Below are 26,175 nucleotides of genomic sequence, written 5' to 3'. Positions count from 1 at the left end.
CGCCCTAGAGCGGGGTGCCCGGAAAGGCGTTCTCGACATGCCGCAGCCATAGGTAGGGCCGCGCGATCACCATGTCAAAGCGGCAATCCACGGGGCGGCCGCCGCGCCGCTGCGACAGCCAGTATTGCGCCGCGCGCACGATGCGCTCGCGCTGGCGCGGGGTCAGCGCGTGGAGGGCGGATGCCGCGTCGGCGCGCTGCTTCACCTCCACGAAGACGATCGTCGCCCCGCGCCGCACGATGAGGTCGATCTCGCCCACCGGGCAGCGATAGCGCCGGGCGATCACGCGATATCCCTTGAGCGTCAGGAGTCCGGCGGCGAGCGCCTCGGCGAGGTGGCCGCGCCGGAAGGCGGCCTGTCGGGAGGCGGTGTCGCCGGCGCGCCCGCGCATCACTCCTCCTCTGCATCCTTCAGCTCGAGCGCGCGCGCATAGACATCGCGCCGGTTCAGGCCGAAGGCGCGGGCGACCTCGGCCGCGGCCTTGCCGGTCGACTGGCGCCCGAGCGCCCGGCGCAGCGCCTCGTCGACGGCGGCCCGGTCCGGCTCGTCCGTGCCGGTCTGCGCCGGCGGCGCGATCACCACGGTCACCTCGCCCTTCACGCCGTCGCGCGCCTCCAGCCTGGCGCCCACCTCCGCGGGCACGCCGGTGAGGACTTCCTCGAACCGCTTGGTGAGCTCGCGCGTGACCGCGAGCTCGCGGTCCGGGGCGACCTCGTCCAGCATGGTCAGGAGATTTTCGATCCGCTGCGGCGCCTCGTAGAGCACGATCGAGGCCTCGACCGCCATGAGGCGCTCCAGTGCCCGGCGCCGCTCGCCGCCGCGCGCGGGCAGGAAGCCCGCAAACAGGAACCGGTCGCTCGGCAACCCGGCAATGGAGACCGCCGCGACCGCCGCGCTGGCCCCCGGCACAGCCGTGACGGCGATGCCCGCCTCGCGCGCCTCGCGCACCAGCTTGAAGCCCGGATCGGAGATCAGCGGCGTGCCCGCATCGCTCACCAGCGCGATGGCCTCGCCGGCCTCGAGACGGGCCAGAATGCCGGGCCTTGCCCGTGCGGCATTGTGCTCGTGATAGGCGGCGAGCGGGGTGGCGATGCCGAAATGGGCCGTCAGCCTGCGGGTCACGCGTGTGTCCTCGCACAGTATGCCGTCGGCGGCGGCGAGCGTGGCGAGCGCGCGCAGGGTCACGTCGCCCAGATTGCCGATCGGCGTGGCCGTCACATAGAGCCCCGGCTCCAGGGGAGGCGCGGCGACGGATTGGCCCTCGATGGTGTAGCGGCGCGCGCGCGCGCCGGCATCTGTCCTGGTACTCATGCGGTTCCGGAACCCGGTTCGCTACTGGCAGGTAAGGCGGCAGACATCTCGGCGGGCGGTCTCCAGACAATGCGCCGCGGCCGGTCCGGCCAACCGCGGGCTTTCAATCCCTTAAGGCTTTGTTTAGCTTATCGGGGGTTAGCTCAGGTGACGAGAGGTGACTTCGCGTTCACCGTCCGGCGGGCCGCCGGACCGTCATGTGTCGCAACCGCCTGATGTGTTCAATGGTGGGGAAATCGTGCTGTTACCCGGTGTCCTGAACGTATTTTCGCGTGTCCTCGACGGCGCCCGCGGCCATATGGCCGCAGCGCTGCGCGTCCTCCTGTTTGCGGGCCTTGCGGTCGGACTTGCCGGCTGCAGCAGCAATATGGGCAGCCTGTTCGGGAGCTCCGGATCCAGCTCGCGGCAGGCGCAGCCGGCGCCGGGCGCGGTGAATTCCCAGGCCGCCAATATCAACCAGCAGGGCGTGAAGGTCGGCCTTCTCCTGCCGCTGTCGTCGGGCGGCGACTCCGCGCGCGTTGCCAAGGCCATGAAGCAGGCCGCCGAGCTCGCCATGCTCGATTCCGGCAGTCCGGGCATCGTGCTCGTCACCAAGGACACGCAGGGCAGCGCATCGGGTGCGCGCCAGGCCGCTCAAGCCGCCCTCAACGAGGGTGCACAGCTCATTCTCGGCCCGTTGTTCTCAAGCTCCGTTCAGGCGGTCGCGCCCGTCGCGCGCCAGCAGAGCGTCCCGGTCATCGCCTTCTCCTCGGTCTCCTCGGTGGCCGATGCGGGCGTCTATCTGATGAGCTTCCCGCCGGAGCAGGAGGTCGCCAGCGTCACCCGATATGCCATCGCGCAGGGCCTGCGCAACATCGCCGCACTCGTGCCGCAGTCGCAATACGGCAACACGGTCGAGCGCGCGCTGCACGACACCGCACGCGCCAATGGCGGGCGAATCGTCGCGCTGGAACGGTTCGCGCGTAATCAGCAGAGCGTGGCCGAGCCGGCCAAGCGCGTCGCCTCCGTGGTCTCCGACCAGAGCCGCAACGTGCAGGCGCTCATGATCGCGGAAGGCGGCACCCTCCTGAGAGCCATCGGCGCCACGCTCAACGACGCCGGCGTCAATGCCAGCTCGGTGAAGACACTCGGCACCGGCCTGTGGGACGACCAGACGGTGCGCACCGTGCCGATTGCGATCAATGGCTGGTATGCGGGCGTGTCGCCCAATCTGGTAAGCCGCTTCGACCAGAAATATGCGGCGACCTATGGCGGCTCGCCGCCGCGGCTGGCGAGCCTCGCCTACGACGCCGTCTCCATGGCCATCGCCATGGAGCGTTCCGGCGGCGGCAGCTTCTCGTCCTCCCAGATCACGAACTCGCAGGGCTTCCAGGGCATGAACGGCCTGTTCCGCTTCCGCACCGACGGGCGGATCGAGCGCGGGCTCGCCATCCTCGAGGTCACCCCGTCCGGGCCGCGCGTCGTGCAGCCCGCCCCGAGCCGGTTCAGCGGGACGGGGTTCTAGATCAACCCGCACTCAGGCGGACTCATTCCTTGCTCGTCATTGCCGGGCTTGTCCCGGCAATCCATTGGACGCTTGCCGCGCGTGGCGAGGTCGGCATGGATGCCCGCCGTCGCGGGCATGAGCGGACCGGAAACAGGATGGCTTGACCCGCCTTCCGCTGGCTCCCACGAAGGCGTGAAACCCGGGGGACCCGCTTATGGCTTTGAGTGGTTCCGGCCGAGAGCGGCGCGTTCAGACACCCGCGCCGCTCGACCCTTACGGGTGCACGGGATGTCCCGCAGGTTCGAGCGCGGCGGCGAGTTCCGCGATCAGCGCGTTGAGAACCAGCCGGCCCTCGGGCGTCGCCGCAATGCGGCCCCGGGCGTCGTCGACCGTCAGCAGGCCCTCCGTTGAGAGCGCGTCGAGCATGGCGCGCGCCGGCACGAGCCCGCTCACGGCCTGAAGACGCGCAAGCGGCAACCCTTCCTCGAGCCTCATCCCCATGAGGAGGCATTCCTCGGCCTGTTCCCGCGTGTCGAGCTCGGTTTCCTCCACAAGGCCGTGGCCGTGCGCGCGGACCGCCCTCAGCCAGGCATCGGGCGTGCGCGCCATGGTGGTGGCGATCCGCCGGCCGCCCTCTTCCAGCCGCCCATGGGCACCCGGGCCGACGCCGAGATACTCCCCATAGCGCCAGTAGAGGAGATTGTGGCGCGATTCCCCGCCGGGCCGGGCGTGGTTGGAGATCTCGTAGGCCGGGAAGCCGGCGGCCGCGGTGCGCTCGCGGGTGATCTCGAACAGCGCGAGCGCCTCGTCGTCCTCCGGCACGACGAGCGTGCCCCGCCTGTGGCGCGCGGCAAAGGGCGTACCCGGCTCGATGGTGAGCTGATAGAGCGAGAGATGATCGCCCGCCTCGCAGAGCGCGCGGTCGAGCTCTCCCGCCCAGTCGGCCCGTGTCTGGTGCGGGCGGGCATAGATCAGGTCGAGCGAGACGCGCGGAAAGATGCCGGCGGCCATGCGGAAGGCGGCGAGCCCCTCCGCCGCGCTGTGCTCGCGCCCGAGCGCTCTCAACGCATCGTCGTGAAGCGCCTGGAGGCCGACCGAGGCCCGGTTCACGCCCGCGGCACGGTAGCCGCGGAAATTCGCCGCCTCCGCGCTCGTCGGATTGGCCTCCAGCGTGATCTCCGCATCCGCCTCGACGGGCCAGAGCTCCGCGATCCGGTCGAGCACCATGGCCACGGTCGCCGGCGGCATGAGCGAGGGCGTGCCCCCGCCGAAGAAGACACTCGTGACGCGCCGGCCGGGGAGCCTCTCGCCAAGCGTCTCGATCTCGCGCACGAGTGCGCGCCCATAGGCCATGGGATCGACATCGGCGCGCACATGGGAGTTGAAGTCGCAATAGGGGCATTTCGCCCGGCAGAACGGCCAGTGGACGTAGATGCCGAAGCCCGGGGCCCGGCCCTCAGCCGGCGCGGGATACCGCTGTGTCATGGTCTCGGTCATCGCTGTCCGCCCGGAAGACATGGCGCATGAGCGCGGCAAAGGCGCGGGCGCGGTGGGAGATGGCGTGCTTGGCGGCAGGCTCCATCTCGCCGAAGGTCTCCGCCTCGCCGTCGGCGAGGAACATGGGATCGTAGCCGAAGCCCTGGCCGCCGCGCGGCGGCCAGACGAGGGTGCCCTCGACGGTGCCCTCGAAGACCTCCGCATGACCGTCCGGCCAGGCGAGCGCCAGCGCGCAGACAAAAGCGCCCCGCCGCGCCTCGGGTGTCGCCGCGCCCGCCTTGTGCAGCCCGTCCTCCACCTTGCGCATGGCGAGCGCGAAGTCCTTGCCGGGGCCTGCCCAGCGCGCCGAATAGATGCCCGGATCGCCGCCCAGCGCCTCGACCGCAAGCCCGGAATCGTCGGCAAGCGCGGGAAGGCCGGAAGCCCCGGCCGCCGCATGGGCCTTGATCAGCGCATTGTCGACGAAGGTCTTGCCCGTCTCCTCCGGTTCCGGCAGGCCGAGTTCGCCGGCCGACACCGTGTCAATGCCGAGCGGACCGATCAGATCGGCGATCTCGCGGACCTTGCCCGGATTGTGGCTTGCCACGACCAGACGGTCGCCCTCGAAGCTGCGATGGGTCATTGAAGTCCCCACATGCGCGGTTCGGCGAATTCGAGACTGTTGCCCGCCGGATCGCGGAAATAGATCGAGCGGCCGCCCTGGGGCCATTCGAAATCGGATTCGATGGTCACGCCTTGTGTCTCGAGATGGGCGCGCCAGTCGGCGATCTCCTCCGCGCTCGCCCGGAAGCAGGCATGGCCGGGACCGTCCGCACCGTGGCGCGGCACGGGCAGCGAGCCCTCCGGCAGCGGCGCGGCGGAGGCCCGCGGGTCGAAGATCAGGAGCATCTGGTCGCCGCACCGGAAGAAGACATGCCGGTCGCCGTTGCGCGAGACACGCTGAAGGCCGAGCACGCCGCCATAGAAGGCCTCCGCGGCATCGAGATCCTCCGCATAGAGCACCGTTTCGAGAATGCCGCGCGGCGTCATGGCGTCACCCGACGGCCGTCTTCTGCAGGTCGACGAGACGGGAGATCCCGCCTCGCGCAAGGCTCAGGAGCTCGATGAAGGCGGCCTCGGAGAACGGCGCGCCTTCGGCCGTGCCCTGCACCTCGATCAGCTCGCCCTTGCCGGTCATGACGAAATTCGCATCCGCCTGCGCCTCGGAATCCTCCGCGTAATCCAGATCGCACACCGCCATGTCGCGATAGAGACCGCAGGAGATCGCCGCCACGTGGTCCTTTATCGGGTCCTGGGTGACCATATTGCGCGCCTTCATCCACTGCACGCAGTCGTGAAGCGCCACCCAGGCGCCCGTGATCGAGGCCGTCCGGGTGCCGCCATCGGCCTGCAGCACGTCGCAATCGACGGTGATCTGCACCTCCCCCAGCTTGTCGAGATCGATCGCCGCGCGCAAGGACCTGCCGATCAGGCGCTGGATCTCCAGCGTGCGGCCCGACTGGCGTCCGGCGGTCGCCTCCCGGCGCGTGCGATCGCTGGTGGCGCGCGGCAGCATGCCGTATTCCGCCGTCACCCAGCCACGCCCCAGGCCGCGCATCCAGGGCGGCACGCGCTCCGCAATCGAGGCGGTGCACAGCACATGGGTATCGCCGCAGCGGATCAGGCAGGAGCCCTCGGCATATTTGGACACCCCGCGCTCGAGGCTGACCGGCCGGATATCCTGGGCATCGCGTTTGGAGGGGCGCATGGGCACTTTCGTCCTTCGTCGGGCGTTGTGAGGCGTCGTCGAGGCAAACGGGTCCGCTATCGGGAGCGTTGTCCTGTCCGATTGAAACGGCACCGGCCCGCTCTCCCGTCCGGCCCACCGACAGACGATCTCATGGGTGGGCGGGCGGGAGAGCGGGCCGGTGCCGCCTGAGCGGATAGGACACTATCCAATGGAACGGACCCCCGCAAGGCACCGGCGGGCGATTGACGGGTGACCGGGCGGTTCCTACATTCGACCGGCAGGCTCGTGAAGCGTGCGGCAATGCGGTTTTTGAGACTTCCATGGATAGACTGGGTTCCGCGATGAACGACCGGTTGAGCGGCTTGGCCGATCTCGATCAGCGCTCGCGCGAGATCTTTCGCCAGCTCGTCGAAAGCTATCTGGAGACCGGCGCGCCGGTGGGCTCGCGCACGATCTCGAAGTCCCTGCCGATGACCCTGTCGCCGGCCTCGATCCGCAATGTCATGGCCGATCTGGAGTCCACCGGCCTCATCTTCTCGCCCCATACCAGCGCCGGGCGGCTGCCGACCGAGCTCGGCCTGCGCTTCTTCGTCGACGGCCTCCTGGAGATCGGCGATCTGTCGGAGGGCGACCGTTCGGCCATCGAGACGCGGGTGGCCGGCAGCAACCGCCGGTCGCTGGAGGACGTGCTCACCGAAGCCACCCAGATGCTGTCGGGCCTCAGCCATTGCGCCGGCGTCGTCGTCGCGCCGAAGATCAATATGCGCATCAAGCATATCGAGTTCGTGGCGCTGGAGCCCGGCCGGGCGCTCGTCATCCTCGTCAGCGAGGACGGCACGGTGGAGAACCGTGTGATGACCGTACCGCCGGGCCTGCCGCCTGCGGCTCTGACGGCGGCGGCGAACTTCCTCAATGTCCGCTTCCAGCACAAGACGCTCGACGAGATCCAGAACGCGGTCGGCCAGGAGATCGAGACGCTCAAGCGCGAGCTCGACGAGCTCACCGCCACTGTGGTGGAGCAGGGGATCGCCTCCTGGGCGGGCGCGGAGCCGGAGGAGAAGACGCTCATCGTGCGCGGGCGCGGCCATCTCATCGAGAATGTGGATGCGCTGGACGATCTGGAGCGCATCCGGATGCTGCTCGACGACCTGGAGACGAAGAAGGACATGATCCGCCTTCTGGGGCTCGCCGAGGAGGGGCAAGGCGTGAAGATCTTCATCGGTTCGGAGAACAAGCTCTTCTCGCTGTCGGGCTCTTCGCTCATCGTGGCGCCCTATCACAATGCGGAGCAGCATATTGTGGGCGCGCTCGGCGTTATCGGGCCGACACGGATCAACTATGCGCGCATCGTGCCCATGGTCGATTACACGGCGAGGCTCCTGAGCCGGCTCCTGTCTTGATTTTTTCCGCCTCACGGTCGATATCGGGGCCAGACAGAGGAGGCCCTTGCTCGGGCCGGCTTTCCCGAAGAGTTCGCGTTCAAGAGGAGTTGGAATGACCGACGGCAAGAAGACGAACGGTGCGACGGCGCAGGAGCGGGAGGTCGCGGAGGCGCGCGAGCGCGACGCCGCGGCCGCCGATGCCGCGACGGACCGGGACCAGGCGCCGGACAACGACAATGCTCCCGAGGCGCCCGCCGGCGACGACCGCGCCGCCGAGATCACGGCCCTGGAGGAGGAGAACGCCGCGCTGAAGGAACGCCTGCTGCGCGCCGTGGCGGAGACGGAAAACCTCCGCAAGCGCGCCGAGCGCGAGGCCGCGGAGGCCCGCCTCTATGCCGCGACCGCCTTCGCGCGCGACATGCTGACGGTCGCCGACAATCTCGGGCGCGCCATCGCCGCGGTCCCCGACGAGATGCGCGAGAGCGCCGACGAGACCCTCAAGACCCTGCTGTCGGGCGTGGAGATGACCGAGCGCGAGATGAACAATGTGTTCGAACGCCATGGCATCCAGCGCTTCGACCCGGAAGGCGAGCGCTTCGACCCCAATTTCCATCAGGCCATGTTCGAGGTGGAGAACCCGGACGTGCCGAGCAGCACGGTGGTGCAGGTCATGCAGACCGGCTACCGGATCGGCGAGCGGGTGCTGCGCCCGGCCATGGTCGGCGTCTCCAAGGGCGGCCCCAAGCCCGCCCCCGCCAAGGCGCCGGAAACGTCCCAGGACAAGGCCGAATAGGCGTCAGGCCCCAGAGATCCTTGCGAGGACTGCACCGGCCAAGGCCCACAACCCGGCCAGCGACTTTGGCCATCGTCATGCCCGCGGAGGCGGGCATCTATAAGCAGGGCCCATTCGGCAAGCGCCCCGTGGATTCCCGCTTTCGCGGGAATGACGGAAGGAGAACCGGATTGGGGGGCTCGGCCGGACCCGTTTTTTCAAGATCACGAATGCCGCCGCTCCCGGTCACTGGCCGTCCGGCATCACCCGGACGGCCGGCAGGAGGCCGCGCACCGAATTGCCGAGATAGACGGCGTCCGCGGTCGCGAGGTCGCCCGGGCGCAGCGTCTCCTCACGGGCGCGGCCTGAGGCCAGGAGCTCCGCGCGCAGCGTGCCGGGCAGGAGGCCCGCGCCCACTGGCGGGGTGACGAGCAGACCGTCGCGCTCCAGGAAGAGCGTGGTGAAGGAGCCTTCCGTCAGCTCGCCGCGCTCGTTCACGAACACCACCTCGTCCACGCCATGCCGGCGCGCCGCGTCCATGCGCGCTGTGTCGTAAAGCTCGCGGCGCGTGGTCTTGTGATAGAGGAACACATCGCCCGACCGGGTGTGTTCGGCCGCGACCAGGAACCGCACGGGCTCCGCCACGCCGGTGTCGGGCAGCGGCGTCGCCGTGACAGACAGGCCGTCCGCCTCGTGGAGCAGCAGGCGCACGCGCATGCGCTCGGCACCGAATTCCTTGGCGGCGGTCTCGAGCGCCGTTTCCGCCGCGCCGGGGGAAAGCGGGATCTGGAAATAGGCCGCCGACTCATCGAGCCGCGCCATATGCCGGTCAAGCAGCGCGAAACCCCGCCCGCGCTCCCAGAGCAGCGTCTCGATCAGGCAGACCGGTTGCGGCGGATCGGTGAAGAACCGCATCTTCAGGCGCGCCTCGTCATATTCGGCCTCGAGCTCGGAATCGGCGACGATGCCCCCGCCAATGCCGATCTCGCCGCGGCCCATCCCGTCGATCACCGCGGTGCGGATCGCGACGTTGAAGCAGACATCGCCGTCCGGCGCGATATAGCCCATGGCGCCGGTATAGAGCCCGCGCGGCTCCGCCTCGACCTCGTGGACGATCTCCATGGCGCGGATCTTCGGCGCGCCCGTGATCGACCCGCAGGGGAACAGGTGCGCCAGGGCGCCGACGGCGGACAGTCCCGGCTTCAGCCTCGCGCGGATGCCGGACGTCATCTGGTGAAGGCTGCGATAGGTCTCGATGGAGAAGAGATCCGTCACCTCCACCGATCCGATCTCGGCGATCCGCCCCATATCGTTGCGCAGGAGGTCGACGATCATGAGGTTTTCCGCAAGCGTCTTCTCGTCGCGCGCCAGCGCCGCGCGTCCCGCCTCGTCCTCCGCCACGGTCCGCCCGCGCCCGAGCGTGCCCTTCATCGGGCGCGTCTCCAGCTCCGCCCCCCGCCTGCGGACGAAGAGCTCCGGCGAGCAGGAGAGGACGTGATGGTCGCCCGCATCGACGAACGCGCCATAGGCGACCGGCTGCTTGAGGAGAAGGTCGCGATAGAGCCCTGCCGGATCGCCCTGGAGCGAAAAGCGCGCCTTGAAGGTGAGGTTGACCTGATAGCAGTCGCCCGCGGCGATATAGTCCTTCACCGTCGAGAAGGCCTTGGCGTAGGCCGCCCGGTCCATGGTGTCGGAGAGCCCGGCCGCGCGGCCCGGCCGCCCGGCCGCCCACTCCCCGACCAGCGCCCGGGCTTGGCCGATGCCCATGCGCTCCGGCGCGTCGTAGAGGCCGAACCAGAGGAGGGGCAGGGCCGTCCTTTGCGGGCACAGGGGCGCCAGGCGTTCCTCGAACAGGAGACCCAGCTCGTAAGCCAGATAGCCCGCCGCCCACAACCCCTCGCCCGCCGCCTCGTCGAGGCGCGCAAGGGCCCGGCGGGCGTCGTCCGGCGTATGGGCGCGCACGATCTCTCGCGGGGCCGCGAACAGCATGCAGCGGTCGCCGCCCGACAGGCTGTCGACAAGCAGAACTGTACCCTCAGTGGTCATGCCGCCATGAAAAGCCCGACGGGCGCGCGGGCACAAGCGCTTATTGCATGCCTACCGCACTTGCCCCGGACCGGGACGCCGGCGCGCCCCTCGCCGATAGTCAGGACACGGTTTTTTTTCGTCTGCAGCCGACCGGTTGCTATGCTTTCCCGGTGCGTTACAGTGATTCGCGCACCCGGTCCCAAGGACTTCTGAAGGAGGACGAGCTCATGGCGGCAGACGGCAAGCTCGAGCTTTACCAGGACAACAAGGGCGAATGGCGCTGGCGGCGCTACGCGTCGAACGGACAGATCGTCGGCGCATCGTCGGAAGGCTACAAGGCACGCGCCGATGCGGAGGCGAACGCCAATCGCGACGGTTCCAAGGACAAGTGGGAATTCTACGAGGACAAGCGGGGCGAGTGGCGCTGGCGCGCCTTCGCGACCAACGGCCGGCAGGTGGGCCGCGCGTCGGAAGGCTACAAGGCCCGGCGCGACTGCGAGCACAATGCCAGGCTGAACGGCTGGATGGGCTGACAGCCCGCAGCTTCGGCTTATCCCGGGCCCCTGCAGGACGGCCCGGGATTTCCGCGCCCGGCCTTACCGGGGCACGGTCACGCGCCTCAGGGTCAGGTTGATGCGGCCGCCGCCGGCAACGAGCGTCGAGCTTCCCGGCTGGATGCGGTCTATGCCGTGATAGAAACGGCGCGACGTCCCGCCCATGACCAGCACGTCGCCCGAGGCGAGCCGGACGGAGCGGGTCGGTCCCTTGCGCTCCAGTCCGCCGATCCTGAAGACGGCGGTGTCGCCGAGCGACACCGAGACGACGGGGGCGGAAAATTCCTCCTCGTCCTCGTCGCGGTGAAGGCCCATGCGTGCGCTGTCGCGGTAGAGATTGACGAGACAGGCCTCCGGCGGGGCCGGATAGTCCGCAACCTCCTCCCAGAGCGCCAGAACCGCCTCCGGCATTGACGGCCAGGGCCGGCCGGTCTCGGGATGATGCGCCTGATAGCGATAGCCGGACCGGTCGGACACCCAGCCGAGATCGCCGCAATTGGTCATCGTGACGGAGAAGGGACGCCCGGAGCGCGGCATGACGGGCCGGAAGGGCGGCGCGGCGCGCATGACCGCGCCGACGGCCTCCATCAGAGCCTCCTGCGCGGCCCGGTCGAAATAGCCGGGAAGAAGCCTCAATCCGTCCTTGCTCTCCATGGCGCGTTCCGGACCCTCCTGTCTGACCGCCCGCGAGCTATCGCATTTTCCGGCTGGACTGCACAATGGCCTGCGTCATGGACCGGCCCCGGCCACGCAGGCACGATCGGCGGGATGGATGGCGGTCTTTCCGGTCTCCGGCGGCCTCCCGACATGCACGGTTTGCATTGCCGTTCGTGCAACGAGCGGCTTGCAGCCGTTTTCCGCCAAACCTATATAGTCGCCAGACTTCAAATCCACGTGAGTTGGCGTAACTCGCATTCGCATGACTGGAGATCGGCAGCCCGTGGCATCGACGGGATGAACCAGGGAACCAGGTGCTTGTCCGCAAGGCCTGAACGCCGGTCTGCCGCAAAGGAGGTGAATGAGGAATGTCTAAGGTTATCGGTATCGACCTCGGCACAACGAACTCGTGCGTCGCGGTCATGGAGGGCCAGACTCCGAAAGTGATCGAGAACGCCGAGGGCGCGCGCACCACGCCGTCCATGGTGGCGTTCGCCGAGGACGGCGAGACCCTGATCGGCCAGCCGGCCAAGCGCCAGGCGGTCACCAATCCGGAAAACACGTTCTTCGCCATCAAGCGCCTGATCGGCCGGCGCTACGAGGATCCCACGGTGGAGAAGGACAAGAAGCTCGTCCCCTACGAGATCGTGAAGGCGGACAATGGCGATGCGTGGGTCAAGGCCCACGACAAGACCTACGCCCCGTCCCAGATCTCCGCCTTCATCCTCCAGAAGATGAAGGAGACGGCCGAGCGGCATCTCGGCGAGACGGTGAGCCAAGCTGTCATCACCGTTCCGGCCTATTTCAACGATTCCCAGCGCCAGGCCACCAAGGACGCCGGCAAGATCGCGGGGCTCGAGGTCCTGCGCATCATCAACGAGCCGACGGCCGCCGCGCTCGCCTACGGGCTCGACAAGAAGGAAGGCGGCACCATCGCCGTGTTCGACCTCGGCGGCGGCACCTTCGACGTGTCGGTGCTGGAGATCGGCGACGGCGTGTTCGAGGTGAAGTCGACCAATGGCGACACCTTCCTCGGCGGCGAGGACTTCGACATGCGGCTCGTCGACTATCTGGCCGACGAGTTCAAGAAGGAGAACGGCATCGATCTGCGTGGCGACAAGCTCGCGCTCCAGCGCCTGAAGGAAGCTGCCGAGAAGGCCAAGATCGAGCTGTCGAGCGCGACCCAGACCGAGATCAACCTGCCGTTCATCACCGCCGACCAGTCCGGCCCGAAGCATCTGACCATGAAGCTCACCCGGGCGAAGCTGGAGGCGCTGGTCGAGGATCTGATCCAGCGCACCGTCGGCCCGTGCAAGGCCGCGCTCAAGGATGCCGGACTGTCCGCCGGCGACATCGACGAGGTGATCCTGGTCGGCGGCATGACGCGCATGCCCAAGGTCATCGAGACGGTGAAGAACTTCTTCGGCAAGGAGCCCCACAAGGGCGTCAATCCGGACGAGGTCGTCGCCATCGGCGCGGGCATCCAGGCGGGCGTCCTGCAGGGCGACGTGAAGGACGTGCTGCTGCTCGACGTCACCCCGCTGTCGCTCGGCATCGAGACTCTGGGCGGCGTGTTCACCCGGCTCATCGACCGCAACACCACGATCCCGACCAAGAAGAGCCAGGTGTTCTCCACCGCGGAGGACAACCAGACCGCGGTGACCATCCGGGTCTTCCAGGGCGAGCGCGAGATGGCGGCCGACAACAAAATGCTCGGCCAGTTCGATCTCGTCGGCATCCCGCCGGCACCGCGCGGCGTGCCGCAGGTCGAGGTCACCTTCGACATCGACGCCAACGGCATCGTCAACGTGTCGGCCAAGGACAAGGCGACCAACAAGGAACAGGCGATCCGCATCCAGGCCTCCGGCGGTCTCAGCGACGACGAGATCCAGACCATGGTCAAGGACGCCGAGACCCATGCCGACGAGGACAAGAAGCGGCGCGAGCTGGTCGAGGCCAAGAACCAGGGCGAGACGCTGGTTCACCAGACCGAGAAGTCGCTGTCCGAACTCGGCGACAAGGTGTCGGAGGCCGACAAGAGCACCGTCGAGCAGGCGGTCACCGAGCTGAAGTCCGCGCTGGAGGGCGAGGACGTCGAGGACATCAAGGCGAAGACGCAGAACCTCGCCCAGGTGTCCATGAAGCTCGGCGAGGCCATGTACCAGCAGTCCGCCGGCGACGATGCGTCCGACGGGGACGGCAGCGGCCAGGCGAGCGGCGACGCCGGCAGCGGCCAGGCCTCCGGCGACGACGTGGTCGACGCCGACTTCGAGGAAGTCCAGGACGACGAGAACAAGCGTTCGACGGGTTCGTAATGGACGACAGCCGCCCGCATAGCGCGTCCGGATCCTCGAGGGACCGGACGCCGCATGCGGGCTCGAGTCGGGAGCAATATGAGGTGAGCCTCGCCCGCCGGAACGCGACAAGCGTGTCATCCCGGGCGGGGCTCATTTTCGTGGAAGAATTGTAGGAAGCGATGTCCAAGCGGGACTATTACGACATCCTTGGTGTGTCGCGCGGCGCGGACGACAAGGAGATCAAGAGCGCCTACCGCAAGTTCGCCAAGAAGTACCACCCGGACGCCAATCCGGGCGATACGGAGGCGGAGCAGAAGTTCAAGGAGCTGTCGGAGGCCTACGAGGTCCTCAAGGACCCCCAGAAGCGCGCCGCCTACGACCAGTTCGGCCACGCCGCTTTCGAGGGCGGCATGGGGGCGGGCGCCGGCGGTCCGGGCTTCGGACGGGGCGGCGGCCCCGGTTTCGGCCCGGACTTCACGAGCTCCATGTCCGACATCTTCGAAGACCTGTTCGGCGAGTTCATGGGCGGCGCGCGGCGGCGCCCGCAAGGCGGCGGCACGAGCCGGGGCGCGGATCTGCGCTACAATATGGAGATCGACCTCGCCGACGCCTTCACCGGCAAGACCGCTCAGATCCGCGTGCCGACGAGCGTCGCCTGCGAGGCCTGCTCGGGCTCCGGCGCCAAGCCCGGCACCGCGCCCAAGATGTGCCCGACCTGCGGCGGCGCGGGCCGCGTGCGCGCAACGCAGGGCTTCTTCACGGTCGAGCGCACCTGTCCGGTGTGCCATGGCGCGGGCGAGACCAATACCGACCCCTGCGAGAGCTGCGGCGGGTCGGGCCGCGTGACCCGCGAGCGGACCCTGTCGGTCAACATTCCGGCGGGCGTGGAGGACGGCACGCGCATCCGGCTCGCCGGCGAGGGCGAGGCGGGCCTGCGCGGCGGGCCGTCCGGCGATCTCTATATCTTCCTGAGCATCAGGCCGCACGAATTCTTCCAGCGCGACGGCGCGGACCTGTTCTGCAGCGTGCCGGTCTCGTTCACCACCGCAGCGCTCGGCGGCGAGATCGAGGTGCCGACGCTCGATGGCAAGCGGGCACGCGTGAAGGTGCCGGAGGGCACCCAGTCGGGCAAGCAGTTCCGCCTGCGCGGCAAGGGCATGCCGGTGCTCAGGTCGAACCACCGCGGCGACCTCTATATCCAGGTCATGGCGGAGACGCCGGTCCATCTCAGCCGCCGCCAGAAGGAGCTCCTGCGCGAGTTCGAGCAGGAATCCAACAAGAAGAACAATCCGGAATCGGAAGGCTTCTTCGCCAAGGCCCGCGCCTTCTGGGAAGGCTTCGGCGAGTAGCGCCGGACGCCTCCCCTCCCGGATTTCCGGCCGCCCGCCGGACGAATGCCACCGGTCCGGCGGTGGCTTCCGGGGTCCCCCGTCGGGGGTGCGATAACGGGATGCATCCACAAGCCGGCTTCGTTATGGTTTGGTCGTGCAAGTGACGCAAGGTCCCTGCGGGCGGCCTCGATCCGCACGCAACGAGGGGGAGAAGTGTGCCTGGAGAGACCGAACTCAAGATCGGACTGGACGAGGACGCGCGCATCGCGGCGGAGCCGCTGTTCGTCAACGACACGCCGGTTCTTGTTGAATCGACCTATTTCGACACGCCTGATCTCGACCTCCGCCGCCATGGCGTGCAGCTCCGCGTCCGGCGCGACGGCAACAGGCTCCTCCAGACGGTCAAGATGCCCCATCTGGCCTCCGGGCCCCTGACGCGCGACGAGTACGAGATCCCGCTCGAGGCGCCCGAACCCGACCTCGACCACCTGACGGGCCTGCTGCCCGATGCGCTGAAATCGGAGACCGGCGGCACGCTCGATCTCCAGTCGATCTTCGTGACGCGCTTCACCCGGCGCCGCCACATGGTCTCCAACGGTTCCGCGATCGCCGAGGCGGCGCTCGACGAGGGCGAGATCGTCTCCGGCGAGCACACATTGCCGATCCGCGAGATGGAGATCGAGCTGAAGGGCGCCGACATGGCGGCCTATGTCGGCGTCTGCGAGGACATGCTGCGCCGGGTCGGCGGCACGCTCATCATGGAGGGCAAGGCGGCGCGCGGCTACAGGCTCGCCTCCGGTCTCGACCCCCAGCCCACCTTTTCGCGCAAGCTCGCCGTCGAGGCGGGTGCGGTGCTGCCGGAGGCCATCAGGGCCATGATGCGGCACAATTTCCAGCATTTCCTCGACAATGTGCCGGCGGTGGAGATTTCAGGCGTGCCGGAGAGCATCCACCAGCTCCGCGTCGGCCTGCGCCGGCTGCGCTCGGTGATCACCTCCTTCAAGCCGGTGCTCGACACCAGCGAGGCCAGCGACGTGCTCGCCGCCGCCAAGCGGCTCTTCGGACTGGCCGGGGCGGTGCGGGAGCTCGATGTCTTCATGGCCGAGACCCTGCCGGCCATCGCCCGGCGCGGCCTCGACGACGACAAGCGCGAGACCGTGGAGGCGGTGTGCCGCGACCGTCGGGCGAAAGCCCTAGCGGCCGTGCGCGAGGAGCTCGCCAAGACCGGCACGGCGGTCATGGCCGTCCGGCTCACCGGCTGGATCGAGGCGGGCCACTGGCTGCGCCACGACAAGCCCGTCGACCGCCTGCTCGCCAGCCGCCATGTCCGCGACTTCGCCACGCCGCGCCTGCGCGGACTGCACAAGAAGCTCATCAAGAAGGGCCACAAGGCGCGGGCCGGCACGCTCGACGACTGGCACGCCATGCGCATCGCGGTGAAGAAGCTGCGCTATACGGCAGAGCCGCTCCTGTCGGCCCTTCCCATCGCGCCGGAGGAGGCGGAGGCCTACCGCAAGCGCGTGGAGAAGATGCAGGACTGCCTCGGCCGTCTCAACGACCTCAACACGGCGGAAGACCTGCTCGACACTCTCCACAAGAGCTCCAAGGGCAACAGCCGCAAGGCGGTGAAGGCCGCCCGCAGCCTCATGCACGACTGGGCCGCGGAGGAGGCCGACGATCTCATACGCCAGGCCGGCAAGGCCCTGCGCGATTTCGAGCGGCGCGGCTTTCCCGCCGGCTGACAGCGAAGGCAAAAGGATCCCATGACACGCACCATCGCGGTCATCAACATCAAGGGCGGGTGCGGCAAGACCACCGTGGCCACCCATCTCGCCGGCGCCTTCGCGGCCTCCGGCCTCGTCTCCACCCTTGCCGATTACGACCGCCAGAAGAGCGCGACCCTGTGGGGCAAGCTGCGCGGCGAGGACGCCCGCACCGTGCGGCTGGTGGACTGGCAGAAGGATTATGGCGACGTGCCGAAGCGCACCCAGCGCCTGGTCGTCGACTGCCCGGCCTCGCTCAGAACGCCGCGGGCCCGCGACGTGGTGCGCGACGCCGATCTGGTGGTCGTGCCCATGCTGCCCTCGATCTTCGACGAGCGCTCCACCCTGCGCTTCCTCGGCAAGATCGAGACGCTCAAACGCGTGCGCAAGGGCAAGACGCCCATCCTGATCGTCGCCAACCGCTATCGCGCGAGAACGAAGGAAGCCATCCGCCTCGACCGGCTGATGACCGGCAACGGATACCTCATCGTCGCGCGCATTCCCGACAAGAGCATCTATCCGCGCCTCGCGGAGAAGGGGCTCACCGTCTTCGACAACGACACCAAGGCGGCACGGCTGGAGCAGGAGCAATGGCTTCCGCTTCTGGAGGCCGTGGAGCGCGGCGATGGACACGCCTGACCCGAGGCTTGCCGATGGCCGCCAGTCGCCGACCGCCGCGGCCGTTCAGCGCGGCGTATGCCGGCTGCTGCGCGCCAGCGGCTTCGCCACGGTCACCGAGCTGGTGCTGGCCACGGGGCGGCGCGTCGACGTGATCGCGCTCAACGACAAGGGCGATATCTGGATCGTGGAGATCAAGTCGAGCCTGGCCGATCTGCGCGCCGACCGGAAATGGCCGGAATACTGGGAGTATTGCGACCGGCTGTTCTTCGCCGTGCCGGACGATTTCCCCATGGAGACCCTGCCCGGCGAGGCCGGCCATATCGTGGCCGACGGCTTCGGCGCCGATATTGTGCGCCATATCGACGAACAGCGCCTCGCCGCGGCCCGGCGCAAGGCGGTGACGCTGCGCTTCGCCCGCGCCGCGGCCCTCAGGCTGCACGGCCTGCACGACCCCCATGCCGACGGCCTCGAGCAGCCCGGCTTCTACGAGCCCGGCAAGCCGTTCCAGGCCTAGGTCTCTGTATTGCCGCGCTTTCGAACCGGAAAACGGTGCCACCCTTTCCGAAATCGCTCTGGGACCAATCGACATTCAGAACGTGACAGGCTGAACCGGCATCGTGCCCTGTCCGTCATGGGTCGGGGCACCGGAGGCCGTCGGGACAGGAAGGCCTTGCTGGGGCGGGACGGTCAGCGCGGGGCGCGCTTGGCCAGGATGCGCTGGAGCGTGCGGCGATGCATGTTCAGGCGCCGCGCGGTCTCCGAGACATTGCGGTTGCACAGCTCGTAGACGCGCTGGATATGCTCCCAGCGCACGCGATCGGCCGACATGGGGTTCTCAGGGGGCTCCGCGCGCGCCTCCCGATCGGCCAGCAATGCCTTCTGCACCTCGTCGGCGTCGGCGGGCTTGGCGAGATAGTCGATCGCGCCGAGCTTCACCGCGGCGACCGCCGTGGCGATGTTGCCGTAGCCGGTGAGCACCACCGCGCGGGCTTCGGGCCGCTTCTTGTGCAGGGCCTCGATCACGTCGAGGCCGTTCCCGTCCTCCAGCCGCATGTCGACCACGGCGAAGGAGGGCGCCGAGCGCGTGACATGGGCGATGCCGTCCGCCACCGTCTCGGCGAGCTCCACCTCGAATCCCCGCGCCTCCATGGCGCGTCCGAGCCTCGTCAGGAACGGCTTGTCGTCGTCGACGATCAGAAGCGTGCGGTCCTGAGGAATATCCGTCTGGATCTGCGTTTCGGTCATGCCTTTCCCACCTTTGCGCCGTCGGGACGGACCCCGGGAGTCCTGCCCGACGATGTCATATCCCTTTTATATGCTTATCGCCCCGATATGGAAGCGTATGCGGGCCAGCCATGCGCCTCGCGCAACGCTTCCGGGCGAATTATTGCCATGACAGGTCGATCTCGCTGCGCGGCCACTCGACGCGCACGATGGCGCCGTGCTCGGGCGCGGGACGGTTGGCGAGCGTGATGCGCGCGCCGGACCGCTCCAGCAGCGTCTTGGCGATGAACAGGCCGAGCCCCATGCCCTCGTGCGTGCTGCCGTCGACGCCGAGGGGCGACGTGCGCGTGGTGATGTAGGGCTCGCCCAGCTTGTCGATGATCTCCTGGGCGAAACCCGGCCCGTCGTCGCGTATGGTCACCGCCACCATATCCGCGTCCCAGCGCGCATCGACCGCGACGGCGCTGCGCGCGAAGTCGGCGGCATTGTCGATCAGGTTGTCGAGCCCGTAGCGGATGCCCGGATTGCGCGGCAGAACGGGCTCGGCGGCCGCCTTGCCCTCCACGCCGTCGGCAGCGCGTGCATCGACCGTGACCTCGGGCTCCGCCTCGCCGTCGCCGCCATCCCCGCGCAGCGGCTCCACGGCCTCCTCGATCAGCACCTTGAGCCGCAGCCGGCCGAACACGTGGTCGCCGCCCTCCGCCTCGCGGTTGGCAAGCCGCGACAGGATCTGGCGGCAGCGCTCCGCCTGGCTCGTCAGGAGCTCCAGATCCTCCTTCACATGCTCCGCTTCCGGCAGCTCGCGCTTGAGCTCCTTGGCGACCAGCGCGATGGTGGCAAGCGGTGTGCCGAGCTCGTGGGCGGCAGCGGCGGCGAGCCCGTCGAGCGCCGACAGCTTCTGCTCGCGCGCCAGCACCATCTCGGTGGCCGCCAGCGCCGCCGACATGCGCCGGGCCTCCTCCGCGATCTGGCGCGAATAGATCGCGGCGAACACCGTGCCGGAGACCACCGCCGTCCACATGCCGACCGTGTAGAGCGCCGGCAGCGCGAGCGGCTCGCCGGGATCCCAGGGCAACGGCAGGTGATAGGCCGACAGGAGCGAGGCCGCCGCCAGCGCCAGCACGCTCAGCCAGATCGTGCGCTCCACCGGCAGGCTCGAGGCCGACACGGTGACGGGCACGAGGAACAGGAAGGCGAAGGGGTTCTGCAACCCGCCCGTCAGATAGAGCAGGACGGCGAGCTGGGCGATATCGTAGCCGAGCAGCATCGCCGCATAGCGGTCCTTCAGGCGCAGATTGGCGCGCCAGCGCAGGCCCAGAAAGATGTTGAGCCAGGCCGACAGCGCGATCGCGCCGAGGCAGGGCCCCAGCGGCAGCGGGAAGCCCAGCCCGAAATAGACCGCGAGCACCGCGATCGTCTGGCCCGCGACCGCCAGCCAGCGCAGCCGCACCAGGGTCTGCAGCCTGAGCCGGCTGAGGCCGGGGCCGGGACGCAGCGGATCGATGTCGACGAGGTTCTCGTCCTCGCCGGGCGGCCGGGCAAGGGCGGTCTCAACCGGTTCAGCAGTCATGGCACACCATAGCCGGATACATGGCGCCTCTTGCGGCGGGCGCTCGGGAAAAGGCCGATTGTTCCAGTCTCATATTAGGGTATCCTGCGTTCCGGTTTCAGGCAAAATGCACAAAGGTCGTCGGGGCTCCGCGCGCCCTTCGGGACCGATCCTCCCATCCGCGCCCCGCAGCCAAATCCTCAAGGATGCCATGACCGCGAAGACCGGATCCCAAGCGCCCGCCATACGCGTCCAGGGCCTCGTCAAGCAATATGGCGCGGTGCGCGCCGTCGACGGGATCGACTTCGAGGTGCCCGCCGGCACGGTGACCGGGCTGCTCGGCGGCAATGGCGCCGGCAAGACGACGACCATCGCCATGCTGCTCGGCCTCGTTCTGCCGAGCCTCGGCCGGATCGAGATCTTCGGGGTCGACGCGGTGGCGGACCGCTACCGCGTCCTGCCGTCGATGAACTTCGAGAGCCCCTATGTGGAGATGCCGCTGCGCCTCACCGTGCGCCAGAACCTCACCGTCTATGGCCGGCTCTACGGGGTGGCCGACCTGAAGGCGCGCATCGCCGAACTCGCCGGCGACCTCGAGCTCGGCGAGATCCTCGACCGCCCCACCGGCAAGCTCTCGGCCGGCCAGAAGACGCGGGTGAGCCTCGCCAAGGCGCTCATAAACGCCCCGCGCATCCTGCTGCTCGACGAGCCGACCGCATCGCTCGACCCCGATACGGCGGACTGGGTCCGCAGCCATCTGGAGCGCTACCGCACGGCAAAGGGCGCGACCATCCTGCTCGCCTCGCACAATATGAGCGAGGTGGAGCGGCTGTGTACCGACGTGGTGATGATGAAGGCCGGCCGCATTGTCGGCCGCGGCAGTCCGGAGGCCCTCATCCGGCAATATGGGCGCACCAACATGGAGGAGGTCTTTCTCGACATGGCCCGCGGACGGCGGCGGGAGGCGGCGGAATGACGGCGACACCCCCGAGCGCCCCGCGCGCTTCTCCCCGGGCCGGGTGGGCGCGCTCGTGCTGCGCTACACCTATCTCCTGCGCGCCTCATGGCCGAGGCTGTTCGATCTCGTCTACTGGCCGACCGTGCAGCTCGTCATGTGGGGCTTCCTGCAGGTCTATCTCGCCGGCCGGTCCGACGCGCTGTCGCTGGCAGCGGGAACCTTCCTCGGCGCGGTGCTGCTCTGGGATGTGCTGTTCCGCGGCCAGATCGGCTTCACCATCTCGTTCCTGGAGGAGATGTGGTCGCGCAATCTCGGCCATCTGATAGTGAGTCCGCTGCGCCCGGCCGAACTCATCGCCGCGCTCATGACGATGAGCGTGATCCGCGTGCTGATGGGCCTGTTTCCGGTGACATTGCTGGCCATCGCCTATTTCGGCTTCAATGTCTACGAGATGGGGCTGTGGCTCGTCGCCTTCTTCCTCAACCTGATCGTGACGAGCTGGGCGGTGGGGCTGGTCGTCTGCGGCATTCTCCTGCGCTACGGTCTGGGCGCGGAGAACATCGCCTGGAGCCTCATGTTCCTGTTCCTGCCGCTCGCCTGCGTCTACTACCCCGTCGACGTGCTGCCGGGCTGGCTCCAGGCCATTGCGCTCTGCCTTGCGCCGACCTATGTCTTCGAGGGCATGCGCGCCCTGTTGCTCGACGGGGTCGTTCGGCCCGGCATGATGCTCCGAGCGGTCGGGCTCAATATCGTCTATTTCACCCTCGGCGCCACGGTCTTCGCCCTGTTTTACCGGGACGCACGCCGGCGCGGACAACTGCTCTCCATCGGCGAATGACCCGCCGCCCACGAGGATCGCCATGAGCCGCAGAACCACCTTCATCGCCGTCGTCACCGCGCTGATCGCGGTCGTCGCGCTCGCGGGGCTCGGCTATTCCTTCCTCATGCGCCCGCCGGGCCCGGTCGCCGGCAGCGGCGAGGCCGAGATCGGCGGCGCCTTCACCCTGACCGACCAGAATGGCGACCGGGTCAGCGACGCCGATTTCCGCGGCAAGTACATGCTGATCTATTTCGGTTACACCTATTGCCCCGACGTCTGCCCGACCGAGCTCCAGGTCATGTCGGCGGCGCTCGACGAGATCGGCCCGGCAGCGCAGAAGATCCAGCCGCTCTTCATCACCGTCGATCCCGAGCGCGACACGGTCGACCAGCTCTCCGACTATATGGGGAACTTCCACGAGGCCTTCCTCGGCCTCACCGGCACGCCGGAGGAAATCGCCAAGGCTGCCAAGGCCTATCGGGTCTATTACGAGAAGGTCGAGGACAGCTCCTCCACCGTCGGCTACCTCATGGACCATTCGAGCTTCGTCTATCTGATGGGGCCGGACGGCAAGTTCATCAAGGTCTTCTCCTACGGCACCAGCCCGGACGACATGGCCCGGGGCATCGAGGAGGCCATTGGCGGATAACCGCCGGCCTGCACCCCTTTCCAGCCTCCCGACAGGCGAGAAAGCGTGCCTCATCCGGGCCGCTATATTGCTCTGCGAAATGTCGCCTGCTAGTTTGTGCAGTGCAGCGAGCCGCTGGGCGGGGCAGATAAAGGCAGAACAAGCGCGTGCTCTACTATCTCTACGAACTCAATCATGCTGCCGTGGCCCCCTGGCGCGCGGCCGCCAATATGGGCCGCTTCTTCTGGAAGACGCCGGGCAATCCGATGGCGGAGACCTATATGGGCCGTACCATCGCCGCCGGGCTCGACCTGTTCGAGCGTGTCACCCGGCGCTACGGCAAGCCGGAGTTCGGCATCGAGACCGTCATGGTCGGCGGCGAGCGCGTCTCCGTCGAGCCCCGCACGGTCTGGCGCAAGCCGTTCTGCAACCTCCTGCATTTCCGAAAGGGAGCCACGCCCAGATACGGCCAGTCGCGCCTGCTAATCGTCGCGCCCCTGTCGGGCCATTACGCGACCCTGCTGCGCGGCACGGTGGAAACCATGCTGCCGCGCCACGACGTCTATATCACCGACTGGGTGGATGCCCGTCAGGTGCCGCTGACGGAAGGCCGCTTCGATCTCGACGACTATATCGACTATGTCATGGAGATGCTGCGCTTCCTCGGCCCCGACACCCATGTGATGGCGGTCTGCCAGCCCTCCGTTCCGGTGCTCGCCGCGGTATCGCTGATGTCGGCGGAGAAGGACCCCAACGTCCCCGCCTCCATGGTGCTCATGGGCGGACCCATCGACACCCGGCGCAACCCGACCGCGGTCAACAATCTCGCCATGGAACGGGGAACGGACTGGTTCCGCCGCAACGTGATCGTGAAGGTGCCGCCGCCCCATCCGGGCATCATGCGCGACGTCTATCCGGGCTTCCTGCAGCTCACCGGCTTCATGACCATGAATCTCGACCGCCATATCGACGCCCATCAGCAACTCTTCTGGCATCTGGTGGACGGCGACGGGGATTCCGCGGAGAAGCACGAGCTGTTCTATGACGAATATCTCTCCGTCATGGACCTGACGGCGGAGTTCTATCTCCAGACCGTCGACCAGGTCTTCGTGAAGCACGCCCTGCCGGAGGGCAGGATGACCCATCGCGGCGAGCCGATCGACCCGTCGGCCATCACGAAGACGGCGCTGATGACGGTGGAGGGCGAGCGCGACGACATTTCCGGCGTCGGCCAGACGCAGGCCTCGCACGATCTGTGCACGAACATCCCCGACGGCAAGCGCGTGCACTATCTCCAGCCGCGCGTCGGCCATTACGGGGTATTCAACGGCTCACGCTTCGAGGCCGATATCGCGCCGCGCATTTCCGACTTCATCCGCTCCAACCCGTCCGCCAGCTGAGCGGAGACGGGCGCGCAGCCGCGTTCCGTGTCACACTCGCCGCGCGAGCCTGCGGGTGATTCGCGAGAGCTGTGCGAAGAGGGTCCATCGCACCTCATGGCCAAGGATACACCGACAGTTCCGCTTCTGGGACAGCGGTCCCTGAGCCTCGAGATCGACGGGACGGCCGTGCCGGTCGCCATCCGGCGCAACCGGCGCGCACGCCGCTTCATCCTGCGCATGGACCCCAAGGGCACGGGCGTCGTCGTGACCATACCGGCGGCGGCCGCCGAGCGCGACGCGCTCGCCTTCGCCATGCGCCAGGCCGGCTGGATCCGAGAGCGGCTCGACCGCAATAGCGGCGCGGTCGCCCTCGCCCACGGCGCGCTCATCCCCTATCGCGGAACTCCCCATCTGATCGTCCACGAGCCCGGCCGCCGCGGAACCGTGCGGCGCGAGGAGGACGCGCTGGACGGTCCCCGCCTCAATGTCGCCGGCGACGGCCGCCACCTCGCGCGCCGGCTGACCGACTGGCTCAAGGCACAGGCACGACAGGACCTGTCGGAGGCCTCGCAGCGCTATGGCGAGGCCATGGGACTGAGATATCGCCGGCTGACCGTGCGCGACCAGACGAGCCGATGGGGATCGTGCTCCTCCACCGGCGCGCTGTCCTATTCCTGGCGGCTGATCCTCGCCCCACCGGATATCCTCGATTATGTAGCCGCCCACGAGGTCGCCCATCTGGCGGAAATGAACCACGGGCCGCGCTTCTGGGCGCTGGTGTATCGCCATTGCTCCCATGCCGACCGCGCGCGCGCCTGGCTGCGCGAGCACGGCACGGGCCTCCACCGCTACGGGGGTTGAGACGAACCGTTTCCGCCCGGCCCCGATATGCCCGACGGGCCACTCCCACGGTTTGCGAAAATGCTCTAGGCTGACGCACCCGCCGCCTTCGGCCCCGATATACACGAGATCGAGTTTCCCGCCATGAGGCTCAAGCCCGGCACTGCAGGCATGACAGTCGTGCTCGCCCTCCTCACCTCCATGGGCCCGCTGTCGACAGACATGTACCTGCCCTCCCTGCCGGGCATCACGAAGGCGCTGGAGACGGATACCGCCTCCGTGCAGCTCACATTGAGCGCGTTCCTCGTCGGCTTCGCGCTCGGCCAGATCGTCTTCGGTCCCGTCTCCGACCGGTTCGGGCGGCGCCCGGTCCTCATTGCCGGGCTTGCCGCCTTCGCGGTGGCGACCCTCGGCTGCATGCTCGCCCGGTCCATCGAGCTCCTGATCGCCGCGCGCTTCGGCCAGGCGGTCGCGGCCTGCGCCGGCGTGGTGGTCGCCCGCGCCATCGTGCGCGACCTCTACCGTTCGGAGGACGCAGCCCGGATGCTGAGCTTCATGGGCGCATTGATGGGGCTCGTGCCCGCCGTCGCGCCGGTGATCGGCGGGCTGATCGACACCGCCTTGGGATGGCGCGCCGTCTTCGGCACCATCACGGCGCTCGGCGTCGCGCTGACCGTGCTCGTCGCCTTCGCCCTGCCGGAAACGCTGGCGCTCTCCAACCGCCAGCCCGCGACGCTCGCCGGCATGGCGGCCTCCTTCCGCGTGCTTCTCGCGCACCGCCAGTTCCGGCGCTATGTGGCGGTGGTGTGCACCTGTTTCGGCGGGCTGTTCGCCTTCATCTCCGGGTCGTCCTTCCTGCTGCAGGGCCATTACGGGCTGAACGAGCTGGGCTTCGGCCTGTTCTTCGGGGCGGGGGTGCTGGGCTATATTGCGGGCACACTCATCGGGGCGCGGCTCACCATGCGCGTGGGCATTGCGGGGACCATAGCCATCGGCACCGGAGCCCTCGCCGCGGGCGGGCTGGCAATGATCGCGCTCGTCCTGTTCGGCCCCGAGACCTTCTGGGCGCTGTCGCCGATGATCGTCTACATGGCCGGCGTCGGGCTGACGCTGCCCCAGAGCATGGCCGGCGCCATCACGCCGTTTCCGGAGCGGGCGGGCGCGGCCTCCTCCCTCATGGGCTTCGCCCAGATGGCCTTCGGTGCCGCGGTCGGCATCCTGGTCGGCCATACGGTTCACATGGGACCGCTGCCGCTCGCCGTCATCATCGCCGCCATGGGGGTCGTCAGCCTGGCTATCACCGTTGGCGCGCGCCGCGACGGCATCCTGTAGTCGCGGCGGGCACC

General features: G+C 68.4%; 25 protein-coding genes. 15 read left to right on the top strand and 10 right to left on the bottom strand.

Going from position 1 to position 26,175, the window contains the following annotated elements; all coding sequences use genetic code 11:
* Nucleotides 1-4: 4 nt before the first annotated feature.
* Both HW532_RS12365 and rsmI read right to left on the bottom strand, forming a co-directional pair.
* Entirely contained in the window at nucleotides 5-391 is a 387-nt protein-coding gene (locus tag HW532_RS12365) for a YraN family protein (protein WP_213160777.1), read from the bottom strand.
* The gene (gene rsmI, locus HW532_RS12360) at nucleotides 391-1,311 is read right to left on the bottom strand and encodes a 16S rRNA (cytidine(1402)-2'-O)-methyltransferase (protein ID WP_213160776.1); all 921 of its coding nucleotides are present in this window, start codon (nucleotides 1,309-1,311) and stop codon (nucleotides 391-393) included. Before rsmI ends, HW532_RS12365 begins: the two co-directional genes overlap by 1 nt.
* Nucleotides 1,312-1,609: 298 nt before the next feature.
* Here rsmI and HW532_RS12355 point away from each other — a divergent pair, with 298 nt between their 5' ends.
* Complete coding sequence (locus tag HW532_RS12355) at nucleotides 1,610-2,815, top strand: penicillin-binding protein activator (protein WP_213160775.1); 1,206 nt, start codon at nucleotides 1,610-1,612, stop codon at nucleotides 2,813-2,815.
* Between the two features lie 255 nt (nucleotides 2,816-3,070).
* On the opposite strand, the gene hemW is transcribed toward HW532_RS12355, so the two are convergent.
* Genes hemW through rph form a run of 4 tightly spaced genes read right to left on the bottom strand, consistent with a single transcriptional unit; the run spans nucleotide 3,071 to nucleotide 6,041 of the window.
* On the bottom strand, nucleotides 3,071-4,282 hold the full coding sequence (gene hemW / locus HW532_RS12350) for a radical SAM family heme chaperone HemW (protein WP_213160774.1): 1,212 nt from the start codon (nucleotides 4,280-4,282) through the stop codon (nucleotides 3,071-3,073).
* Nucleotides 4,254-4,916 carry an RdgB/HAM1 family non-canonical purine NTP pyrophosphatase gene (gene rdgB / locus HW532_RS12345; RefSeq protein ID WP_213160773.1) on the bottom strand — a complete coding sequence of 221 codons (663 nt, stop codon included), beginning with the start codon at nucleotides 4,914-4,916 and terminating at the stop codon, nucleotides 4,254-4,256. The genes hemW and rdgB overlap by 29 nt, the downstream gene beginning before the upstream one ends.
* Complete coding sequence (locus HW532_RS12340; protein WP_213160772.1) at nucleotides 4,913-5,323, bottom strand: VOC family protein; 411 nt, start codon at nucleotides 5,321-5,323, stop codon at nucleotides 4,913-4,915. Before HW532_RS12340 ends, rdgB begins: the two co-directional genes overlap by 4 nt.
* 4 nt (nucleotides 5,324-5,327) lie before the next feature.
* Nucleotides 5,328-6,041 carry a ribonuclease PH gene (gene rph / locus HW532_RS12335; protein ID WP_213160771.1) on the bottom strand — a complete coding sequence of 238 codons (714 nt, stop codon included), beginning with the start codon at nucleotides 6,039-6,041 and terminating at the stop codon, nucleotides 5,328-5,330.
* A 302-nt stretch (nucleotides 6,042-6,343) separates the two neighbouring features.
* Here rph and hrcA point away from each other — a divergent pair, with 302 nt between their 5' ends.
* Together hrcA and grpE are read left to right on the top strand one after the other, a co-directional pair.
* Nucleotides 6,344-7,423 carry a heat-inducible transcriptional repressor HrcA gene (hrcA, locus tag HW532_RS12330; protein WP_213160770.1) on the top strand — a complete coding sequence of 360 codons (1,080 nt, stop codon included), beginning with the start codon at nucleotides 6,344-6,346 and terminating at the stop codon, nucleotides 7,421-7,423.
* A 94-nt stretch (nucleotides 7,424-7,517) separates the two neighbouring features.
* Nucleotides 7,518-8,198, top strand: coding sequence for a nucleotide exchange factor GrpE (grpE, locus tag HW532_RS12325; RefSeq protein WP_213160769.1), 681 nt, complete (start codon nucleotides 7,518-7,520; stop codon nucleotides 8,196-8,198).
* Nucleotides 8,199-8,423: 225 nt separating this feature from the next.
* Here grpE and pabB read toward each other — a convergent pair whose 3' ends face one another.
* Nucleotides 8,424-10,223: an aminodeoxychorismate synthase component I gene (gene pabB / locus HW532_RS12320; protein WP_213160768.1), complete on the bottom strand. Its 1,800-nt coding sequence runs from the start codon at nucleotides 10,221-10,223 to the stop codon at nucleotides 8,424-8,426.
* A gap of 209 nt (nucleotides 10,224-10,432) precedes the next feature.
* Here pabB and HW532_RS12315 point away from each other — a divergent pair, with 209 nt between their 5' ends.
* The gene (locus HW532_RS12315) at nucleotides 10,433-10,738 is read left to right on the top strand and encodes a YegP family protein (RefSeq protein ID WP_246478838.1); all 306 of its coding nucleotides are present in this window, start codon (nucleotides 10,433-10,435) and stop codon (nucleotides 10,736-10,738) included.
* 63 nt (nucleotides 10,739-10,801) lie between these two features.
* Here the strand turns inward: HW532_RS12315 and HW532_RS12310 are convergent, their stop codons facing one another.
* Nucleotides 10,802-11,413, bottom strand: a complete 612-nt coding sequence (locus HW532_RS12310) for an alpha-ketoglutarate-dependent dioxygenase AlkB family protein (protein WP_213160767.1) — start codon at nucleotides 11,411-11,413, stop codon at nucleotides 10,802-10,804.
* Between the two features lie 371 nt (nucleotides 11,414-11,784).
* Between HW532_RS12310 and dnaK the strand changes: the two genes are divergently transcribed.
* The 5 genes from dnaK (at nucleotide 11,785) to HW532_RS12285 (ending at nucleotide 17,942) form a co-directional block, all read left to right on the top strand.
* Complete coding sequence (dnaK, locus tag HW532_RS12305) at nucleotides 11,785-13,731, top strand: molecular chaperone DnaK (RefSeq protein WP_213160766.1); 1,947 nt, start codon at nucleotides 11,785-11,787, stop codon at nucleotides 13,729-13,731.
* 161 nt (nucleotides 13,732-13,892) lie between these two features.
* Nucleotides 13,893-15,062 (top strand): molecular chaperone DnaJ, encoded by a 1,170-nt coding sequence (gene dnaJ, locus HW532_RS12300; RefSeq protein WP_213160765.1) that lies wholly within the window; start codon nucleotides 13,893-13,895, stop codon nucleotides 15,060-15,062.
* Between the two features lie 197 nt (nucleotides 15,063-15,259).
* Nucleotides 15,260-16,786, top strand: a complete 1,527-nt coding sequence (locus tag HW532_RS12295) for a CYTH and CHAD domain-containing protein (RefSeq protein WP_213160764.1) — start codon at nucleotides 15,260-15,262, stop codon at nucleotides 16,784-16,786.
* A 21-nt stretch (nucleotides 16,787-16,807) separates the two neighbouring features.
* Entirely contained in the window at nucleotides 16,808-17,446 is a 639-nt protein-coding gene (locus tag HW532_RS12290; protein WP_213160763.1) for a ParA family protein, read from the top strand.
* A complete protein-coding gene (locus HW532_RS12285) occupies nucleotides 17,433-17,942 on the top strand; it encodes an MmcB family DNA repair protein (protein ID WP_213160762.1) in 510 nt (169 codons plus the stop codon). The genes HW532_RS12290 and HW532_RS12285 overlap by 14 nt, the downstream gene beginning before the upstream one ends.
* A 173-nt stretch (nucleotides 17,943-18,115) precedes the next feature.
* Here HW532_RS12285 and HW532_RS12280 read toward each other — a convergent pair whose 3' ends face one another.
* Nucleotides 18,116-18,673 carry an ActR/PrrA/RegA family redox response regulator transcription factor gene (locus tag HW532_RS12280; protein WP_213160761.1) on the bottom strand — a complete coding sequence of 186 codons (558 nt, stop codon included), beginning with the start codon at nucleotides 18,671-18,673 and terminating at the stop codon, nucleotides 18,116-18,118.
* 139 nt (nucleotides 18,674-18,812) lie between these two features.
* Nucleotides 18,813-20,222 carry an ActS/PrrB/RegB family redox-sensitive histidine kinase gene (locus HW532_RS12275; protein WP_213160760.1) on the bottom strand — a complete coding sequence of 470 codons (1,410 nt, stop codon included), beginning with the start codon at nucleotides 20,220-20,222 and terminating at the stop codon, nucleotides 18,813-18,815.
* Between the two features lie 190 nt (nucleotides 20,223-20,412).
* On the opposite strand from HW532_RS12275, the gene HW532_RS12270 reads away from it, so the two are divergent.
* The 6 genes from HW532_RS12270 (at nucleotide 20,413) to HW532_RS12245 (ending at nucleotide 26,161) form a co-directional block, all read left to right on the top strand.
* Nucleotides 20,413-21,177 carry an ABC transporter ATP-binding protein gene (locus tag HW532_RS12270; RefSeq protein ID WP_213160759.1) on the top strand — a complete coding sequence of 255 codons (765 nt, stop codon included), beginning with the start codon at nucleotides 20,413-20,415 and terminating at the stop codon, nucleotides 21,175-21,177.
* 55 nt (nucleotides 21,178-21,232) lie between these two features.
* Complete coding sequence (locus HW532_RS12265; RefSeq protein WP_246478836.1) at nucleotides 21,233-21,997, top strand: ABC transporter permease; 765 nt, start codon at nucleotides 21,233-21,235, stop codon at nucleotides 21,995-21,997.
* Nucleotides 21,998-22,019: 22 nt separating this feature from the next.
* On the top strand, nucleotides 22,020-22,628 hold the full coding sequence (locus HW532_RS12260; RefSeq protein ID WP_213160757.1) for an SCO family protein: 609 nt from the start codon (nucleotides 22,020-22,022) through the stop codon (nucleotides 22,626-22,628).
* Nucleotides 22,629-22,837: 209 nt separating this feature from the next.
* On the top strand, nucleotides 22,838-24,007 hold the full coding sequence (locus HW532_RS12255) for a polyhydroxyalkanoate depolymerase (protein WP_246479963.1): 1,170 nt from the start codon (nucleotides 22,838-22,840) through the stop codon (nucleotides 24,005-24,007).
* Nucleotides 24,008-24,103: 96 nt separating this feature from the next.
* A complete protein-coding gene (locus HW532_RS12250) occupies nucleotides 24,104-24,850 on the top strand; it encodes a M48 family metallopeptidase (RefSeq protein ID WP_213160755.1) in 747 nt (248 codons plus the stop codon).
* A 123-nt stretch (nucleotides 24,851-24,973) separates the two neighbouring features.
* The gene (locus HW532_RS12245) at nucleotides 24,974-26,161 is read left to right on the top strand and encodes a multidrug effflux MFS transporter (RefSeq protein ID WP_213160754.1); all 1,188 of its coding nucleotides are present in this window, start codon (nucleotides 24,974-24,976) and stop codon (nucleotides 26,159-26,161) included.
* Nucleotides 26,162-26,175: the final 14 nt, after the last annotated feature.

The sequence above is a fragment of the Kaustia mangrovi genome, assembly GCF_015482775.1.
In the GTDB taxonomy this organism is placed as follows: Bacteria; Pseudomonadota; Alphaproteobacteria; order Rhizobiales; family Im1; genus Kaustia; species Kaustia mangrovi.
Note: the sequence above shows the minus strand (reverse complement) of the source record. Positions and strands in the feature narration are given on the sequence as shown.